Source organism: Chengkuizengella sp. SCS-71B, assembly GCF_040100845.1.
In the GTDB taxonomy this organism is placed as follows: Bacteria; Bacillota; Bacilli; order Paenibacillales; family KCTC-33759; genus Chengkuizengella.
The window spans coordinates 3,473,363-3,492,229 of the sequence record NZ_JAZHSH010000001.1 but is presented as its reverse complement, the minus strand read 5'-3'; the positions used below and the strand labels follow the sequence as shown (position 1 = coordinate 3,492,229).

Sequence of the window (18,867 nt, the reverse complement as noted above, 5' to 3'; positions counted from 1 at the left end):
AATTAATATCGAAATATAGACATGAACAACCCGAATTTTGGACAAGTATTTTTTAGTCTAAATTCGGGTTTTTTTATTTTTCATACCTAGTTCTAAATTACGTCCATATGCTAGCATTTGTACAAAATTGTTTATAACTTGAACGCACATAATTAGGCATTTGTAGGAGGCAATTCGTCTAGGGATAGCATACTTTGATATGGAGAAGTTAGAAAAGGAGGTTCATTCATTGAGTCATTATCAATATTTTAATTCTCTATCAGAATATCGTCAGCAGCCCCCACGACCACGACCGCGCCCTAGACCAAGACCAAGGCCATATCCGTATTATCCGTACCCTAGACCACGCCCGAGACCTTATCCATATCCAAGACCAATACCAGTGCCGTATCCATATCCTTATCCATATCCTTATCCTCAACCTCAACCTCAACCTCAACCTCAACCGTATCCGTACTATCCGTCACAGCCATATTATTGAAGAAAACTTGCCAATTAGCGAGTCTTAAGAAGAAAAACCACCTTCTACTCAAAGGTGGTATTCTTTTTTTATAACTTAATCGTTAGTTGACCTTATACTATCTACATTTTAATTATTTAATTTATGATAGTGTAAAGAAGTATTCGGCTACCTCCTCGAGAGACTCCGATAGGAGTTTTTGTTATAAGGACAACGTCATCGATAGACTTACTATTTTTTTTGTCCTATGAATGCATTTCTAAATGCTTTGCTTATTTTCGACTCTTCTATATCCCACAGTTTTGAAAAATCAGCACATACATTTTCATCAAACCAATCGGATAATAGTTTACGATTTTGTGCATTTTCTAAAATATATTTTGAGTTAATTAATACTTTTTTATAATAAAGTTCTTCAGCTTCCTTTATTTTATCCGGTCGAATCCATATTTTTAAACGTTTGACGGTTCTATAGATTTCTTTATTACACGCCCTTCTTATTTTTCTGGCAGTAGGCAAGTCTATATTATGTTTTTGTGATTCTTGATGTTTCATCTTCATCTGCTCCTCTCTTTAATATTTGTATGCAGTGAGAAGCGGCTTAGCTACTAGGCTAGTTACTCAATGAATATGTTAACATCTTAATTTACAATTTATGATGAAAATTTTTTGGTTATGATCTTGGTATGACAAGCTTTATGTTAGAATAAAATGTGGTAAAGACTAGTGAACTCGTTTAAGCAAAGCTTAAACATCGAGAAATCAGATGGAGACTCTACTCCACCTGATTTGAAGATACCACCTATAGAGGCGGGCATCTGTATGCAAAATTTTTTTGGATAAAGGCAGGGAATAATGAATGGATTTAATTACAGAGATCATACATCACATTTTTAATTGGCTAACAGATTTAGGTTATTGGGGCATCATGATTGGTTTAATGATAGAAGTGATTCCTAGTGAAATTATTTTATCCTATGGTGGATTTTTAATTTATCAAAACAAAATTACTTGGACTGAAGCCCTGGTTTTTGCAACCATTGGGGGAACATTAGCACAAATTTTTCTTTATTGGTTAGGGAAATTTGGTGGTAGACCTTTAATAGAGAAGTATGGAAAGTATATCTTAATACATAAAAAACATCTTGATTTATCTGAAAAATGGTTTAACCAATACGGTACAGGCATGATTTTTACAGCACGGTTTATTCCAGTTGTTCGACACGCAATATCTATACCTGCTGGACTAGCAAATATGTCGTTTATTCGTTTCAGCGTTTTAACAACTTTAGCCGTAATCCCTTGGTCTGCTTTTTTCTTATTTTTAGGAACGACTTTGGGGGAGAATTGGGAGCAAATTGATGAAAAAGCACAACCATATGTAATACCATTTATTATTCTTTCTTTACTGCTCACTGGGTTATATTTGATTTATAAAATAATCAAGAAAAAAAAGAAAGGCTCTTCTCAAAATTATGGTCTTGAGGGAGAGAAAATAGTAAAACATCAATTAAAGTATCTTCCTAAGGATTATAAAGTATTTCATGATATAAAGCTAAAAACAAATGGAAGAACACAACAGTTTGATCATGTTGCTATTGGACCTAATGGTATATTTCATATCGAAACCAAACATTGGTCTGGTGAAATCCGTTTTACTGCTCAGGGAATTCAAAGGAGTAATAATAAAAACAGCACAGATCCAACGGCACAAATGTATAGACATGATTATATAATAAAAGAACTATTAAGAAAAAATAATTTGAAAACTAGCATTCGTGGACTCATCTGTTTTTCTCATCCTAACAGTCAGATAATAGGTCAAAGTCCAGCATTTAAAACAATAAAGGTAGACCGCTTATTGCATACGATCCAATCTTATAGAACGAATAAACCTGTATCTAAGAAAGAAATGAAACTTCTTTCAGATATTATTGAGAATAACCTTGTAAGCTAAGTTCAAAAATTAATGATTAAGCCAAAATGAATATGAAGACAGACTGAACTACGCATTGTATTTAAGTATGATTATTGGTGGTATTGCCATACTGTTGACTATAGGAGTTATTTATTTAGCTGTAAGAAATATTTCTATGTGAACTCGTTTAAGCAATGCTTATACATTAAGAAATCAGATGGTGACTCCACCTGTCTTGAAGATACCACCTATAGAGGTGGGCGTCTGTACGTAAAATATTTTTGTAATCTATATTGTTTGAGCATAGAAATTAGTGTCTCAATCCATATAATTTAGCTGAAAAATCAGCTAAAGAAACAAGTGAAATACATGGTATAATATCTGCAATACAAGATCAATTGATTGAATCCATTGATCATATTGTAATAGAGATCAGCAAATGTATTTATTTGAGGAGGATTTACATTGAACCAATTACGAATTGAAACCTTTACATTAGGTCCCTTAGCAACTAATGCTTATTTAATTTCTAATCCAAGAGAGAAGAAAGCGATTATTATTGATCCAGGCATGCGGCCGCAATTATTAATTGAGCATATAACAGAGCTGCAAATAGATGCTATATTGCTTACACATGCTCATCTTGATCATATAGGTGGGGTAGATGAGATACGAAAATTAAAGAAATGTCCAGTCTATTTACATAAGTTAGAATCTAAATGGTTAACAGATCCTGAATTAAATGGATCTACAAGATGGCCTGAATTAGGACCACCTTTCTCTACCGCTCCAGCAGAATTTACTTTAGAAGAAGGTCAAACGTTACGGTTTTTAGATACAGAGTTTAAGGTGCTTCATACACCGGGACATTCTCCTGGGAGTGTTAGTTTTTTACATGGTGAAAATATTTTTAGCGGTGATGTTTTATTTCAACATTCAATGGGAAGAACTGATTTACCAGGTGGAAATTCGGAGCAGCTATATGAATCCATTTATGAGAAGTTGTTTGTATTAAAGGATACAGTGAAAGTTCATCCTGGTCATGGACCATCAACGACCATAGGACATGAAAGAGAGCATAATCCTTTTTTATAATAAAAGAAAATTTATAAAGGAAGGAGCTAAGAAATTGAATGAAACGATTAATTTGCTAAAGTCCCATCGTTCGATTCGTAAATACAAATCTGACCCGATACCTCAGGAATATGTTGATGAAATAGTAACGTCTGCTCAAATGGCATCTTCTTCAAGTCATATGCAGGCTTATAGTGTAATTGGGGTAACGGATCAAGAGAAGAAAAAACAGCTATCAATATTATCTGGAAATCAAATATATATTGCAGATTGTCCTTTATTTTTGGTATGGTGTGCAGATTTATATCGATTACAGGTTGCTTGTGAAATGGAAAAAACGGAAATGGTTTCTGGTACGGTGGAAAACTTTATAGTGGCTACATCAGATGTTACTTTAGCAGCTCAAAATGCTGCAATTGCTGCAGAATCGTTGGGTTTAGGTATTGTATATATTGGAGGGATTCGTAATCAATCAAAGGAAGTGACTGAATTGCTCCAATTACCAAAACTTGTTTATCCTGTGTTTGGAATGTGTTTAGGTTTTCCTGATCAAGAACCTTCTCAAAAACCTCGTTTACAAACCAATCTGATATACCATCATGAAATTTATAATACGGGCAATGCAACGAACGAATTAAAGACATATAATCAAATCACAAATGAATATTACTTAGAGCGGACTAAAGGAAAAGTAGATACAAATTGGTCAAAACAAATGTCTAATAAACTTCAAACTGCATCACGTAAACATTTAAGAAAATACTTGGAGGATCAAGGATTCAGATTTAGTGAATAAGATGGGATGAAACGATGAACGGATGAACACACATTGTACGGCTAAAATGTTTAAAGAGCTGACCATTTATCATTCTGCTCCCTTTATCAAATATAAAAAATGATAAAGGGAGCAGGAGTTACTTATATTATTATTAAAAGTAAACATTTAATAATAATACTATTAAATAAATGTCATTTTTAATTAATTGCCAATACCCACGGATGCATAGCCATTTGCAACTGCGTTATATTCAGCACTGTTAGTACCATACAAATCTGCTGCGGACTGTAATAAAGCATTACGTGCATCAATAAATTGTGACCTAGAGTGTAAATAACTAGTAAGCGCACGATAATAAATTTTTCCTGATTTCTCTAGACCAATATCTGTTGCAATATTGTAGAAAGCTTTATTTGGAATACCGCTGTTTATGTGTACTCCTCCCCAATCACCTTCTCTTGTATTCGGAAGATGTACAAAGTCATCCATATGAGCAGGCTGTCTTCCATTAAGAGTTGGATCATACATATATCTCATCGCATCTCCATCAATATCTGGAGTATATATATCTTCCCCTAATAGCCAATCTGGTGATCCTTCATAATTCGCTTCTATTAAGATTCCAAAAACATCTGAGAATGATTCATTTAATGCACCTGGTTGAAATTCATAAACTAGATTTGCTGAATATTCTGTGACGGCATGTGTGACCTCGTGGGCCACTACATCTAGAGATTCTGAAAAAGGAGTATATTCTGTTCCACTACTAGTTATGCCCCCATCTCCATAAATCCATTGTGTACCCACCCATGCAGCATTAATATATGATCCACCTGCTGGGTCTCCAACATGCACACTAGATATAAAATCGCTTCCTCTATTATCATAACTATTTCGGTTATGTTCATTTAAAAAATAATCATAAGCAACACCTGAATAATGGTGAGCATCTACTGCCGCTCTTTGACGTGTAGAATTAAAGTTGTTGTTACCATCAGTAACTAGAGATCCCGTTTGATATCTATCATTAGCATCATAAGTTCTTATAATTCCATCTCTTGTTACATCATATAAGTAATAGGTCCCATTATATAAAAAAGTATTAATGTCTCTAACTTCTCCTGAAAGACCTGTACCCGTTCCAATTTGAGCGGCATCTACAATTCGATTATAAGATCTTAGTATTTCACCTTTTTTTGCATCAATAAAGAAAAATTCACGACCAATATATGGTTCTAAAAATTGAAGCTCAACGATATATACAGGCATCCACGTATCTTCATGTTGATACATATAAAGATCAGCGGTTGGTTCGGTTGTATACGTATCTTCTGTTGGAGTAAAGTTCAGTTGATTTTCAGCTACCTCAATCGCTTTTGAAGAAGATAGTTTTATCGTTTTGCTCCATTTTTTATTGACTAATTTAGGTTCTACTTGTCCATTTATGGAGGTTACAACACCATTACTATCCGTGTGTACGCTTAATTCTGCTCCATAAACAGGGATACCATCCACTATAAATTGAGTTTTATAGTGTGTCATTCCAAGTTCATCTGAATCACTCGTTACAATTTCAAAATCTCCGTCTACTATATTAAATAAATCCTTATTCTCTTGTAGAAAGCTTGAGATATCAGTATCTTCATTTGATAGTGTACCAGAGATATAACGAGGAACACCCTTCTTTTCGTCCCATGAAACTTTTAATTCTTTATTTTGTTCCAAGGATTTTTCTTCCATTTTATTTAACTTTATCTTTTGCTTTTCATTAATATCTTTTAAACCTGTTTCTGAAATGAGGGAATTTGCAGAAACATCAGTAATTGAAGTTAATAACACCCCAAAAGTCAACATTGTAGCTAATAGTATTGAGACAATCTTATTCTTTTTCATCAATTTTTCTCCTTTTAATTTCCCATATATGGATTAATAATTTGGAAAGTTACTTTTTTTGTTCCTTTCCTTTGAATACGCTTACACACAATTAGCAAAATTAGTAAACTTTGAACCCTATCTGTCATTATAAAGTTTAAAGTTTTTAAGCTGCAATGCAACAAAGTGAAACTGTAAATGAACCCTAGATTATAGTTATCTCCCTCCTTTTATTGATTTTTTGTTAATTGCCTTGTAATCAATTTGTCGTTAATACGTTTATTTCTCCTCTCCTTTAAAATATTGACATTCTAGTAGGCAATTTGATGTAATGTTGTATTTTCCTAAATATACCATTACATAATTAAAGAATAACGATGTGATGTAAGCTTGTCAATACATTTAATTATATTGAGTAAGGCAATGTATCTAATAATGCACTATCATAACGTATTTGATAAACCTGAAAATTTCATAATCATAATAATGAATCTATTTTAATATAATTAAATTAACAAAAAAGTAATTAAATGTATTTTTTTGTTATGGATTGTTTGTACTTCAAAATAGTAAATATGATTTGGGAGGAACTATATTTATGGAAAAAGTTGTTTTTGATCTTTACTCACCAGAATATCAGGAGAATCCGTATCCAACACTATCTTATTTTAGAGAACACAATGAACGTATCCATGAATTTACAATTAAAAGAGGGACTAACGAAGTAAAGAGCTGGTTAGTAACACGTTATAATGATGTTGTAACCCTTATGAAAGATGAGAGGATTACAAAAGATATCTTAAATGTGATGTCTAAAAACGAAATACAACAACAAAATTATATTGAAGAATATGAGTTTTTTATTAACAATATGTTGTTTAATGATCCACCTGATCATGGGCGATTACGCTCTTTGGTACATAAGGTTTTCTTTCCGCGTATGATTGAAGGTTTAAGAACAAGAATTGAGGAAATCTCTAAAAGCCTTCTTAATCAGATGGAAACAAAAACAAATGTAGACCTAATGGAAGATTATGCAATCCCTTTACCTATTATAGTTATTTCAGAAATGATGGGGATTCCAGAAAAAGATCGCAATCAGTTCAGAATCTGGTCAAATGCATCTACTAGTGTTGCAAACGGAGATGAGGAGATAGAGAAGCTCAACTCCTATATAAAAGATTTTATTCATTATCTTGAAACGATCATAGAAGAAAGAAGACAATCTCCACAAGATGATATTATTAGTGGTTTAGTCATGGCTCAGGAAGATGGACAGAAGCTTTCTAAAAAAGAACTCCTATCTATGCTTTTTCTCCTAATAGTCGCTGGTCATGAAACAACGGTAAATTTAATAGGAAATGGCATGTTATCTCTCCTTCAACATCCTGAACAGCTAGGCAAGTTGAGAAAGCATCCTGAACTTGTAGGTAGAGCAGTTGAAGAATTATTACGATTTACCAATCCTGTGGAATTTGCAACAGCTCGTTATGCGATAGAGGATTTTACTCTCTATGAAAAAGAAATTAAAAAGGGTGATATGATATTTTTAAGTCTTGCGGCAGCCAACCGTGATCCAAATTATTTTGTCAATCCAGAAGAGCTCGATATTACAAGAGAAGAAAACAAACATATTGCTTTTGGCTTTGGGATGCATCATTGTTTAGGAGCACCACTTGCTCGTCTGGAAAGCCAAATAGCATTTCAAGCTTTGATCCAACGATTTCCGAATATCAAACTTAAAGTGAACGAAAAAGAACTTAGGTGGCGACAATCTGAAATTTTCAGAGGACTTTTAGAGTTACCAGTTAGTCTAAAATAGGGGTCTTAGTTTAAATAAAATGATTAACACCGTCTGAATTAACAGGCGGTGTTAATCATGATGATGAGTAATGATATAAGAGGTAAAATAAAAAGGAAATCCATAGATGTTGATGAATATAATATAACAATGAATAAATATTGGGGGGGATTTCGTTGGAAAACTCCATGATTTTTCCATACAGCGAACAAGATTTTAATAAAACTGAGTTAGCTCCGAGCTATAGAGTTGAATTAAGAGACCCAAACAATGAAAAACTAGATAAATTTATCAAAGCGAATGTAGTTAGTGATTGGTCTGATTTAAGCTGGGGAAAGATTGGCAAGCCGTATATTGTAAATAAGATGTCAGTAAATCGTCTCAATTGGGAAAAAGAAAACAAACAGGACATGTCAGTGAAAACCTCTTGGGAATTCTTTAACCGCTCTTTCCATGAGTGGTTTGTAAAGGATGTTCCTAGTGAATTGTCAGAAAAAAAGAAAGAGTTCAGAAAGAGTTTATCCAAATTTAATATGAATGAAGTGAAAATGGCACTAGGTGACACCGTAAAGTTAAACTTATGGAATTATGTACACCGGATTCAAGATGGTATTTGGGACCCGCGTGGAAAACGTGCTCTATTTGAAGGATTGGATGTAAACAACCCCCGTATTTTATTTTTAGGTGCTGCTGAAGGTTATGAAGCAATGCAGCTAGCAGCGATGTATCCTGGGGCGGAAGTCGTTCTAGTAGACTATGATGAATATTGCAAAACACACCGATTTGAAGAGTTTTCCTCTACATATCCATTTCTAGGTGAAAACCCTTCAACAGGCAGTGCTAAAGTTTGGTACAAAGATGAAATGAATATTGAGTACGAAGTGGAAGATATTCGAAATCTTAAGTACGGAAAAGAATTTGATATAGTCTTAAGTGTGGGTTTATTAGAACATGCACCAGATGAGCATAAGTCTGAAATTTTAGATATGCACCGACGATTTGTAAAACCAGGAGGATATGTCATCATGACGACACCTCGCAATCAATTTCGTTCTAGAATATATTACAACATTATGGCGGATGTAATGAATCATATGTACAGAGAATTAATGGATATTCGCCAAATGGGGTTATATGTATATGAGGCGGGTTTTGATATAATAAGACATGGATTTATAAAAGTTCATAACGGAATAATAGCTCAAGTCAGGTAATCAATTGTATATTACAGAGGAGATATTATAAATGTCACAATACACAACTAGGCAAAATAAGTTGCAACAAAAGTTAAAGGACAATCTATTACATGGTTTTTTACTCACTCAAAATGTAGATATTTTTTATTTAACTGGGTCTATGCAAACAGGATATTTGTTTATCCCAGTAGTAGGAGAACCTGTTTTTTATGTACGTCGAAGTGTACAACGTGCTCAAGAAGAAAGTTCTTGTATCGTAAAAGCTTTGGGGTCTTTTCGGAATTTTGGAGAAACACTTAAAAATGATTTTCCCCAAGTTTTCAAATCTAAAAATAAAGCTGTAATAGCAACTGAGTTTGATGTGCTTCCTATTCAAATATTTAATAGACTACAATCCATTATGCCTGATGTAGTGTGGAAGGACGGATCAGTCTTTATTCGAGAAATTAGAATGATTAAATCTCCTGATGAAATTTCAAAAATTAAATTTGCAGCAAGTGCAGTTAATCAAGCATTGGAAACAGCTTTAAGTAAACTGAAGGCAGGCATGACTGAAGTGGAGTGGATGAGTGAAATTGAATACTCTCTTCGTTTACAAGGGCATGTTGGGTTAATGAGAATGAGAGGATTTAACCAAGAGCTTGTTACTGGTATGGTAGCTGCTGGTATTTCAGCAGCAAAACCTACTTATTTTGATGGACCTGCTGGAGGAGAGGGGTTAAGTCCAGCAAGTCCTCAGGGGTCAGGGAAAAACATCATAGATAAAAATGTACCAATATTGGTTGATTTAGGCTGTTGTATTGACGGTTATGTTATTGACCAAACTCGAACTGTGGTAATAGGAGAATTATCAGAGGAATTAGTCAAAGCTTACCAAACTTCTGAACAAATTCTAAAATCCACCGAGGCTTTGTTAAAACCAGGTACTATTTGTGAAGATTTATATATTAATGCACTCGAACTGGCAGATGAAGCAGGGTTAAAAGATCATTTTATGGGATATGGAGCAGATCAAGTGAAATTTTTAGGGCATGGTATAGGCATGGAAATTGATGAATACCCCGTACTTGCTAAAGGGTTTAAATACGAACTTGAACCTGGAATGGTCATTGCAGTTGAACCCAAATTTACTTTTCCTGAAAATGGTGTTGTGGGAATAGAAGATACATACCTTATAACGGAAGATGGATTTGAGAAATTATCAATTACTAGAGATGGAATTATTAATGTAAATGAACTTTCTACATAGTTTGTACAAGTGATACAGTCAATTCATATGTAGTAGATGATTTATCCAATTCGATTAAATTAATAGGTGTTTTAAAAAAATCATCATCATTGGCTTAAGGATCAATGGTGATGATTTTTAGTTTATCCAATAGAAGATTCCTACTTCATGCATAAAGTGCTTAGTCGGGGATGAAATGTAATGGTTGATAACTTACTGATCTTTGGGATGAAATTCTTCCTCAGGTAAACGAATCCATTTCTGTAAATATCCTTGAACATATAATTCCTTAATTAAAATCGTAAGGATTGGAGCAAGAATTAAACCTGCAATACCAAACAGTGATAAAGAAATTATCATAAAAGTAAGCATCGTAAAAGCAGATACTCCAAGAGAATCACCCACAATTTTCGGTTCTAGAATCTGTCTTAATCCAATGACAACGACCCATACAACTGTTAATTTAATTGCCAAGCTTGTATTCCCAACGATGAACAAATATATAACCCATGGTAAAAAAACAGTAGAGACTCCAAGTAAAGGTAATAAATCAAAAACGGCAGCTAACAAGGAAACTGAAAAAGCATTATTAACCCCAAAGATTAACAAGGAAATAAATATAACGACAAAGGTAAGACTAATTAATTTAAATTGTGCTTTTATGTAACTTACAATTCCTTTTAGTACATAATCCTTTAAAAAGTAAAATGCTGACTTAAATGTATTAGGCGTTTTTTCTTTGGCTACTGATTTCCAATCTGCAATTTCCACACTTAAAAAATACGCTAAAATTAATCCTACAAAAAAGTTGACTATAAAAGATGAAAATGAAGAGAGTATGGCTGTGAGGCTAATTAGAAACCATTCTGCTAATTGCGCTCCTTTTTCTGTGATTGTAGAAGCGTAGCTTTTAATTTGATCCGTTATATTATCTGGGAGTGCCTGATATTCTGAGCTAATAAATTCAACTTGTGCAATGATTTCATCTTGAATAATGACTTGGTATTCAGCTATTTTACCTGTAAAGGATGTAATTTGATTGATAAATAATGCTCCTCCACCAATAAAAGCTCCCAAAACCACTAAAATAAATATAAGCATGGACAATGCAGTAGCAATTGATTTTTTTATCCCTTTACGATTAAGAAAACGGGCAAAAGGTTCAATGATAAGGAAAATAAAAAAAGAGAAAAAGATCGGTGCAGCTATCTTGTACAAATAACTAAATACCCACATTGTTAAAAAAACGGTTAATACAACAAGTCCTATATCAATGGCTGTTTTGTAATACTTTCTATAGAAGGTAATCATACATCAACCTCATATTTCATATATTTTTAAAAATCTTACATAGATTATACTGAATTTCATTTATTTTCTCAAACATAGGGTGAATTGGACATGACTATTAATTTTTAGTAACATAATAGAATAAATATGAACATTTAACGATATAAAGATAGGTAGGAGGAAGGAATATGTTTCGATTAGGGCAAAAAGTAGTGATAGTAGAAGATAAATTTGAGCAAAACCTTCCTGTAGGATCATATGGATATATCATTGCAGTTGATAAAAATCCTGATAATGCATTTGACTTTGTGTTGCGTGTACCGAAATCTGGAAAACATATCTATGTTCCTGCATGTGATTTAGAAACGGAAGAAGTATTATTAAGAAGAGAAGCAGAAAAAGTAGAAAGAGAAGCTTTGATAGATTTTGCACTAGCCACAAAAAATGAAGAATTATTCCATAAAGTGATGAATGGGGATCATGTAGAAACAGCAAATGATTCCAAGGAAAACGCATTGAACCATGATGAATTCTTGAAGCAAGTTCACTTGAAAGCTTGGATTTAATAGTAGACTTTCTTGATCGTACTGATAATTTCAACTTTTTTTGATAGACCTCCTTCTTAGGACGGTCTATTTTTAAAATTAAAGAAATTACACCCCCCTTATGAATATACAATCTCTTTTTTGTTTGGTAAAATGCAGTTGTAATAGTTTCCAAACTTTAGAATAAAAGGGATTCTTAACTTAATTAAAACCATGGTATAAGGGGATGTTTTTTATGAAAAATGTTTTAAAAGGAAGTTTATTATTCATTTTATTCATCTCTTTATTGTGGTGTTTAATTATCACTTTTAGATATCCTTTTATTGGTATAGAAGTAGAACAAAATGAGCAACATCATTGGCTTGTAAAAACAATTAATGATACTGGAGCAAGTGCTAAATTTGATTTTGCAGTAGGGGATCGAATTTTAAAAGTGGATGATCAAACTCCAGATCATTTTCCAACTATAAAAAATTCTAATGCAATAGAACAGGCTCATGAGATCACAGTATTAACTGATGGTTCAGTTCGAGAGATCATTTTAGATAAAGATACAATTGTTTTAGATGATGTCACCGCCCTTTTAGCCGGGTTAATTTGTTTGTCTTTGGCTATTTTGATATATGTAAAGGCTAGTATATCAAAATCAGCTCGTATGTTAGCTTATTTTTTTCTTTCCGCAGCCATCATTTGGTTTAGTTTAGGAGCTTATATCAGAGAAGATATGATTGGAACCTATTTACTCAAAACCTTTATGATGGTTTTACAAATTGTATTTTTACATTTTTTGTTTGTGTTTTTTAAAGAAAAAGGAAACATAACACTACCGACTAAAATGTTAGATTATATGTATGCGATTATCATTGTTGTAGCCTTGACTAGACTTCTAGGATTTTTCCCTTCCTTATCTTATATAGCCATACCTTTTAATAGTATATTCACATTAACATTTTTTACCATTTCTTTTTTGATTAATATCTTGTTCCTTTCCTATGTATATTTGAAATATTGTAAGGATAAAACGCATTTTACATCCATCATTAAAAGTGTATGGGTTTGTTTGATCGTATCTTTTTCACCTTTTATCCTACTATCCATAATCCCTGAACTATTAACAGGTAGAGCTATTATTGACTACATATATTCAAGTTTGTTTTTACTCTTACTCCCTATTTTTTTTGCATATTTGATCGCATCCAATCAAATATTCGATATTGGTTTAGTTTTGCGTCGGTTTTTATTTTCAATTTTATTAGGTCTTTTGCCAAGTGGTTTCTTTACAGGATTTTATGCTCTGATATTTTATGATGAAATCGCAGTGAAGCCCATTTTATTTTTATTCTTATCATCCTTAGTTTTAGTTTCTTGGATTTTATACGCCACAGAGTACTATACAACAAAAATGGAAAAGTTCATTTTTCCTAAAAAATATTATTTGCAGTCTATGTTAAAAAAGGTTTCCCAAAGACTGGGTTCTATTTCAAGCTTTCGAGAATTAAAAGATATGATATTAGTAGATATAACTGGAACCTTAGAAGTTTTTGGTGGTGCTATTTTATTTAAATATAAAGATGAAAAGATTGAAATGGTTTATGAAGGAGAAATAAATATTAACGAAATTGAAAGGTTGTTGCATTCACCTGCACTTTTTGAGCATTCTTCATATACTTGTTTAGAGATAAACCATCATGAAGAATATACAAGTTATTTAATTCTCACAAGGAAGAAAAACAATACATTGTTAGGTAAGGAAGAAATTCAATGGTTAAAATTGATTACCACTTATCTAGCTGTTAGTTTGGAGAATATTCATTTAATACGTAAATTAACGCAAAAATTAGAGAAGTTCGCCTTTAATCTCCCAACAAACCAGGAAGCGAAAGAAATTCAATGGTTTCGTAAAATTATGTTTGAGTTACAAGAGGAAGAAAGGGTACGGATTGCTTCCGATCTTCACGATACAACCATGCAGGATTTGTTTTTTCTGAAAAGAAGATTTGTTTCCATAGCTGAGAAATATGTAATGAGTTCAGAGGATAAAAAACAGTTAGATAGTATGATTGAATTCATAGAGATGATCAATGTAAATCTTCGTCAAAGCTGTTTTGAGTTGAGCCCATATTTATTAAAGGATATTGGTCTTATTAAAACAATTCAAACTATGCTGGATAAAGAAGAATATAATTGCGAATTTGATTTGTTCTTTTACGCTGAATCTGATTCTATGATAGAATCAACAGATTTACAAACTAAAACACATATTTTTAGAATCATTCAAGAACTTCTAAATAATGCCAAGAAACATTCAAAAGCTACCAGAGTCATTTTTAGTTTAAGTGTAAGAGATTATTTTATTAACTTGAAGTATGAGGATGACGGCGTTGGAATAGAAAGTCATTTTAAATCTGGTAAGGACTTGGAGTATGGTGAATCAAATGGTATAGGTATGGAGCAAATGAAGGGGCGAGTTATGTTACTTAACGGAACGTTGGAAATAGATACCTCAGCTAATTATGGAGTAACAATAAATGTTCATATACCAATTAAAGAGATTATTACAACTAGAACATAACCTCTTAGTAAAATAAGTCAACTATCGCTTTTTCAAGAGAGTTTCTATTTGGATATCGCTCAAACAGGATTGAGTTAAAAAAACAAGTAAGCTATAATGATGTAATGACTTAAAGTGAGGGATTGGGAGGATTTATATGAGCATAACTATCAATGATGTGGATCACGTAGCTAAATTAGCTCGTCTTGAGTTAAATAAAGAAGAAAAGGATCAATTTACAAAACAATTGAATGCCATATTACAGTATGCAGAGAAATTGAATGAATTAGATACGGACAACATTCAACCTACAACACATGTATTGGAACTTACGAATGTGATGCGTGAGGATAAGACACGAGAATCTTTGCCACTTAGAAAAGTGTTTCACAATGCTCCAGAAGAAGAAGAGGGTCAAATTAAAGTGCCCGCGGTACTGGAATAACATATAAGTGCATGTTTCGATTAAGATAAGTTTTCAAAAGGGGACTTTATATGAACACCCTTTAAACAGAGGTTTAACTTGGAAGGAGGCTTTACGGTGTCTTTATTTCACAATCGGTTAAAAGACATACATAATCAGTTAATAAACAAACAATTAAAAGTATCAGAATTAGTGAATGAGTCGTATGATCGAATTCAACAAGTAGATTCAAAGGTTAAAGCTTTTTTAACATTAGATGAAGAGAATGCAAGAGTTTCTGCTGCAAAATTGGATGAGCTTTTAGAAAAAGACAGTGAAAGAGGATTATTATTTGGTTTACCTGCGGGTATTAAAGATAATATCATTACTGAAGGATTAAGAACAACTTGTGCTAGTCAATTTCTATCAAATTTCGATCCTATTTACGATGCAACAGTGATGAAAAAATTAAAAGCTGCTCAATCCATTACAATAGGGAAAATCAACATGGATGAATTTGCAATGGGGGGCTCCAATGAAAATTCAAGCTTCCATCCTACGCTCAATCCATGGAATACGGAGTATGTCCCAGGAGGTTCTAGCGGTGGTTCGGCAGCAGCGGTGGCGGCGGACGAGGTATATTTTGCACTTGGATCGGATACAGGTGGTTCCATTCGACAACCAGCAGCTTATTGTGGAGTAGTAGGTTTAAAGCCAACGTACGGTTTAGTTTCCCGTTTTGGACTTGTTGCTTTTGCTTCTTCATTAGATCAAATTGGTCCAATTACTAAAAATGTCGAGGATAATGCATACGTCTTGCAATCAATAGCTGGATATGATGCAATGGATTCTACTTCAGCCAATGTAGATATTCCTGATTATCTTGGCGCATTGACGGGTGATGTTAAAGGTTTGAAAATCGGTGTACCTAAAGAGTATTTAGGAGAAGGTATTGATCCTAAAGTCAAAGACTCTATTTTAGAAGCGTTAAAAGTTCTTGAAGGTTTAGGAGCTGAGTGGGAAGAAGTTTCACTTCCACATACAGAATATGCAGTCGCAACATATTATCTACTTGCGTCTTCTGAAGCATCGTCAAACCTAGCTAGGTTTGACGGTGTACGTTATGGTGTGCGAACAGAGAATCCAGGCAATTTACTAGATGTTTATTTGAAATCTCGCAGTGAGGGATTTGGTCAAGAAGTAAAACGTAGAATCATGCTTGGCACTTACTCGTTAAGTTCTGGTTATTATGATGCTTATTATTTAAAAGCTCAAAAAGTTCGTACTTTAATTAAACAAGATTTTGATAAAGTATTTGAAAAATATGATGTTGTCATCGGTCCTACTGCCCCAACGACAGCTTTTAAACTGGGATCTCAAATCGACGATCCATTAACGATGTATTTAAATGATATTTGTACAATACCAGTTAGTTTAGCGGGAGTTCCTGCGATCAGTGTGCCATGTGGTTTTGTAGAAGGTTTACCTGTTGGATTGCAAATTATTGGGAAAGCCTTTGATGAATCTACTGTATTGCGAGTAGCACATGCTTATGAACAGAGTACAGAATTTCATCAAAAGCGACCGCAGCTGTAGGAAGGAGGAGATAACATGTCTAATACAAAATATGAAACCGTAATTGGATTAGAGGTGCATGTAGAATTACATACAAATTCCAAGATTTTTTGCGGATGTTCTACTGAATTTGGAGCTCCACCAAATTCACATACATGCCCGATTTGTTTAGGTTATCCTGGTGTATTGCCTGTTCTAAACAAAAAAGCAGTCGAATTTGCGATGAAAGCAGCCATGGCTCTAAATTGTGAGATTGCAACAGAAAGTAAGTTTGATCGAAAGAATTATTTTTATCCCGATTCTCCAAAAGCGTATCAGATTTCTCAGTTTGATAAACCGATTGGTGAAAATGGTTGGATTGATATTGAAATAGATGGGCAAACCAAAAGGATTGGAATAACTAGGCTTCATTTAGAAGAGGATGCAGGTAAATTAACACATATTGATGGTGGATATGCATCATTGGTAGATTTTAATCGTGTAGGAACTCCTCTTGTTGAAATTGTATCTGAACCAGACCTGCGTTCACCAGAAGAAGCTAGACTATATTTGGAAAAATTAAAAGCGATTATTCAATATTGTGATGTTTCTGATGTGAAGATGGAGCAGGGTTCCTTACGTTGTGATGCGAATATAAGTATTCGACCTTATGGGCAAGAAGAGTTTGGCACTAGAGCGGAATTGAAAAATATGAATTCATTTAGTGGTGTAAAAAAAGGGTTAGAATACGAGGAATGGCGTCAAGCTGATGTGATAAACAGTGGAGAAGCTGTAGTACAAGAAACAAGACGTTGGGATGAATCTAAGGGTAAAACCTTCTCCATGCGTGGAAAAGAAGAATCCCATGATTATCGTTATTTTCCAGATCCTGATCTTGTTCAGATGTACATTGATGATGAATGGAAAGAAAAAGTAAGAGCCTCAATTCCTGAATTACCAGATTCACGTAAAAAAAGATATACTGAACAATTTGATTTACCGAGTTATGATGCAGAGGTTATCACATCTTCAAAACATTTAGCTGACTTCTTTGAAGAAAGTTTACAATTTACAAAGGATGCTAAATCAGTATCAAATTGGATGATGGGTGATTTGTTAGGATATTTAAATGCTAACAATTTAGAATTACCAGATGTAAAAGTGACTGGTAAAGGGCTGGGGGAAATGATCGGTTTAATTGAAAAAGGGACGATTAGTTCCAAAATAGCCAAAAAAGTATTCAAAGATATGATTGAAACAGGTAAAGCGCCTCAAACGATTGTTGAGGAAAAAGGTTTGGTACAGATCAGTGATGAAGGAGCAATTAAAACGATCGTTGAGCAAATCATTGAAAAAAATCCTCAATCTGTTTCTGATTACAAAGCAGGGAAGCAAAAAGCGATTGGTTTCTTAGTAGGTCAAGTCATGAAAGAAACTAAAGGGAAAGCGAACCCAGGATTAGTGAACAAACTTATTAAAGAATGTATAGATTAATCCCACAAAAATGAAGATAAGAACAGCAAAAAGCCGCTAGTTTCTAATGAAAGGAACAGCGGTTTTTTGTTTTGGAGTGGAATTGAAATCTTTTTGACAAGTGACAATCGAAAAATTAACAGTACAAACTTTAACAAAATAACTTTAAATACCAAGTGATAAACTTATGCTGTTTAAATATTGTATGAAATTCATAATCAAAGTGTGAAAATTTTACTCACCGTCTAAACCTTCAATTAATTCCTTAACGTCATCGAGTTTAAAGTCGAGTAAAATTTGCTTTTGTATGACTCTCTTTAAAGTATCAGCCACATTGGTATTTATATAAATTAGATTAGTAATATCAGAGTGGTCACTCTGTTTAAAACTTTCAACTACGGCTTGGATTTTTTCACCCTCTGCATTAACAATATGTGATAATCCTATTTCTTCCATAGCGATAGAAGTTAGCAACAAGTCAATCGCTTTCTCACGATCTATAGTAATGTTAGGATCGAAATTTGGAACTTTAGGTAAAGTCAACTTTAATTCCTCCTTCATTTAGGGATAGTTTATGTTATGTAGCAATTTAGGCTTTGTGCCTGTATTTTATTATTGATTAAAAAGATAGGGTGAAAATTCAGAAAACTTGTGAGTTGGTTCTCTCCGGTAAATTTTTGTTTGGGTTTTTAAATAAAAGTTTTAACATAAGAATAGAGAAAGT

General features: G+C 33.4%; 15 protein-coding genes. 11 read left to right on the top strand and 4 right to left on the bottom strand.

The genetic code is table 11. The features are described from left to right. Positions 1-691: 691 nt before the first annotated feature. Positions 692-1,015, bottom strand: a complete 324-nt coding sequence (locus VQL36_RS17160) for a dehydrogenase (protein ID WP_349250474.1) — start codon at positions 1,013-1,015, stop codon at positions 692-694. Positions 1,016-1,319: 304 nt separating this feature from the next. On the opposite strand from VQL36_RS17160, the gene VQL36_RS17155 reads away from it, so the two are divergent. From VQL36_RS17155 to nfsA, 3 genes are all read left to right on the top strand, one after another. Further along, positions 1,320-2,417 carry an NERD domain-containing protein gene (locus VQL36_RS17155; RefSeq protein WP_349250473.1) on the top strand — a complete coding sequence of 366 codons (1,098 nt, stop codon included), beginning with the start codon at positions 1,320-1,322 and terminating at the stop codon, positions 2,415-2,417. Between the two features lie 426 nt (positions 2,418-2,843). Beyond that, on the top strand, positions 2,844-3,473 hold the full coding sequence (locus VQL36_RS17150; RefSeq protein WP_349250472.1) for an MBL fold metallo-hydrolase: 630 nt from the start codon (positions 2,844-2,846) through the stop codon (positions 3,471-3,473). Between the two features lie 34 nt (positions 3,474-3,507). Then, complete coding sequence (gene nfsA / locus VQL36_RS17145) at positions 3,508-4,248, top strand: oxygen-insensitive NADPH nitroreductase (protein WP_349250471.1); 741 nt, start codon at positions 3,508-3,510, stop codon at positions 4,246-4,248. A gap of 183 nt (positions 4,249-4,431) precedes the next feature. Here the strand turns inward: nfsA and VQL36_RS17140 are convergent, their stop codons facing one another. Next, positions 4,432-6,123, bottom strand: a complete 1,692-nt coding sequence (locus tag VQL36_RS17140) for a M4 family metallopeptidase (RefSeq protein ID WP_349250470.1) — start codon at positions 6,121-6,123, stop codon at positions 4,432-4,434. Between the two features lie 577 nt (positions 6,124-6,700). On the opposite strand from VQL36_RS17140, the gene VQL36_RS17135 reads away from it, so the two are divergent. The 3 genes from VQL36_RS17135 to VQL36_RS17125 all read left to right on the top strand — a co-directional run bounded on the left by VQL36_RS17135 (position 6,701) and on the right by VQL36_RS17125 (position 10,348). Then, on the top strand, positions 6,701-7,924 hold the full coding sequence (locus VQL36_RS17135) for a cytochrome P450 (protein WP_349250469.1): 1,224 nt from the start codon (positions 6,701-6,703) through the stop codon (positions 7,922-7,924). Positions 7,925-8,079: 155 nt separating this feature from the next. Beyond that, a complete protein-coding gene (locus VQL36_RS17130) occupies positions 8,080-9,117 on the top strand; it encodes a class I SAM-dependent methyltransferase (protein ID WP_349250468.1) in 1,038 nt (345 codons plus the stop codon). Positions 9,118-9,148: 31 nt separating this feature from the next. Next, entirely contained in the window at positions 9,149-10,348 is a 1,200-nt protein-coding gene (locus VQL36_RS17125) for a Xaa-Pro peptidase family protein (RefSeq protein WP_349250467.1), read from the top strand. Positions 10,349-10,540: 192 nt separating this feature from the next. Here VQL36_RS17125 and ytvI read toward each other — a convergent pair whose 3' ends face one another. Beyond that, positions 10,541-11,638, bottom strand: a complete 1,098-nt coding sequence (gene ytvI, locus VQL36_RS17120; protein WP_349250466.1) for a sporulation integral membrane protein YtvI — start codon at positions 11,636-11,638, stop codon at positions 10,541-10,543. 167 nt (positions 11,639-11,805) lie between these two features. Here ytvI and VQL36_RS17115 point away from each other — a divergent pair, with 167 nt between their 5' ends. From VQL36_RS17115 to gatB, 5 genes are all read left to right on the top strand, one after another. Next, positions 11,806-12,183, top strand: coding sequence for an ATPase (locus VQL36_RS17115; protein ID WP_349250465.1), 378 nt, complete (start codon positions 11,806-11,808; stop codon positions 12,181-12,183). A 214-nt stretch (positions 12,184-12,397) separates the two neighbouring features. Next, on the top strand, positions 12,398-14,734 hold the full coding sequence (locus VQL36_RS17110) for a sensor histidine kinase (RefSeq protein ID WP_349250464.1): 2,337 nt from the start codon (positions 12,398-12,400) through the stop codon (positions 14,732-14,734). A 136-nt stretch (positions 14,735-14,870) separates the two neighbouring features. Further along, positions 14,871-15,158, top strand: a complete 288-nt coding sequence (gatC, locus tag VQL36_RS17105; RefSeq protein ID WP_349250463.1) for an Asp-tRNA(Asn)/Glu-tRNA(Gln) amidotransferase subunit GatC — start codon at positions 14,871-14,873, stop codon at positions 15,156-15,158. A gap of 96 nt (positions 15,159-15,254) precedes the next feature. Next, positions 15,255-16,712, top strand: a complete 1,458-nt coding sequence (gene gatA, locus VQL36_RS17100; protein WP_349250462.1) for an Asp-tRNA(Asn)/Glu-tRNA(Gln) amidotransferase subunit GatA — start codon at positions 15,255-15,257, stop codon at positions 16,710-16,712. A gap of 15 nt (positions 16,713-16,727) precedes the next feature. Further along, complete coding sequence (gene gatB / locus VQL36_RS17095) at positions 16,728-18,164, top strand: Asp-tRNA(Asn)/Glu-tRNA(Gln) amidotransferase subunit GatB (RefSeq protein WP_349250461.1); 1,437 nt, start codon at positions 16,728-16,730, stop codon at positions 18,162-18,164. A gap of 213 nt (positions 18,165-18,377) precedes the next feature. On the opposite strand, the gene VQL36_RS17090 is transcribed toward gatB, so the two are convergent. Continuing rightward, positions 18,378-18,704 carry a hypothetical protein gene (locus VQL36_RS17090; RefSeq protein WP_349250460.1) on the bottom strand — a complete coding sequence of 109 codons (327 nt, stop codon included), beginning with the start codon at positions 18,702-18,704 and terminating at the stop codon, positions 18,378-18,380. Between the last annotated feature and the right edge of the window lie 163 nt (positions 18,705-18,867).

Coding starts and splice junctions, on each gene's coding strand:
- VQL36_RS17160 (WP_349250474.1), bottom strand. CDS start 1,015: ATGAAACATCAAGAATCACAAAAACATAATATAGACTTGCCTACTGCC.
- VQL36_RS17155 (WP_349250473.1), top strand. CDS start 1,320: ATGGATTTAATTACAGAGATCATACATCACATTTTTAATTGGCTAACA.
- VQL36_RS17140 (WP_349250470.1), bottom strand. CDS start 6,123: ATGAAAAAGAATAAGATTGTCTCAATACTATTAGCTACAATGTTGACT.
- VQL36_RS17135 (WP_349250469.1), top strand. CDS start 6,701: ATGGAAAAAGTTGTTTTTGATCTTTACTCACCAGAATATCAGGAGAAT.
- VQL36_RS17125 (WP_349250467.1), top strand. CDS start 9,149: ATGTCACAATACACAACTAGGCAAAATAAGTTGCAACAAAAGTTAAAG.
- ytvI (WP_349250466.1), bottom strand. CDS start 11,638: ATGATTACCTTCTATAGAAAGTATTACAAAACAGCCATTGATATAGGA.
- VQL36_RS17115 (WP_349250465.1), top strand. CDS start 11,806: ATGTTTCGATTAGGGCAAAAAGTAGTGATAGTAGAAGATAAATTTGAG.
- VQL36_RS17110 (WP_349250464.1), top strand. CDS start 12,398: ATGAAAAATGTTTTAAAAGGAAGTTTATTATTCATTTTATTCATCTCT.
- gatC (WP_349250463.1), top strand. CDS start 14,871: ATGAGCATAACTATCAATGATGTGGATCACGTAGCTAAATTAGCTCGT.
- gatB (WP_349250461.1), top strand. CDS start 16,728: ATGTCTAATACAAAATATGAAACCGTAATTGGATTAGAGGTGCATGTA.
- VQL36_RS17090 (WP_349250460.1), bottom strand. CDS start 18,704: ATGAAGGAGGAATTAAAGTTGACTTTACCTAAAGTTCCAAATTTCGAT.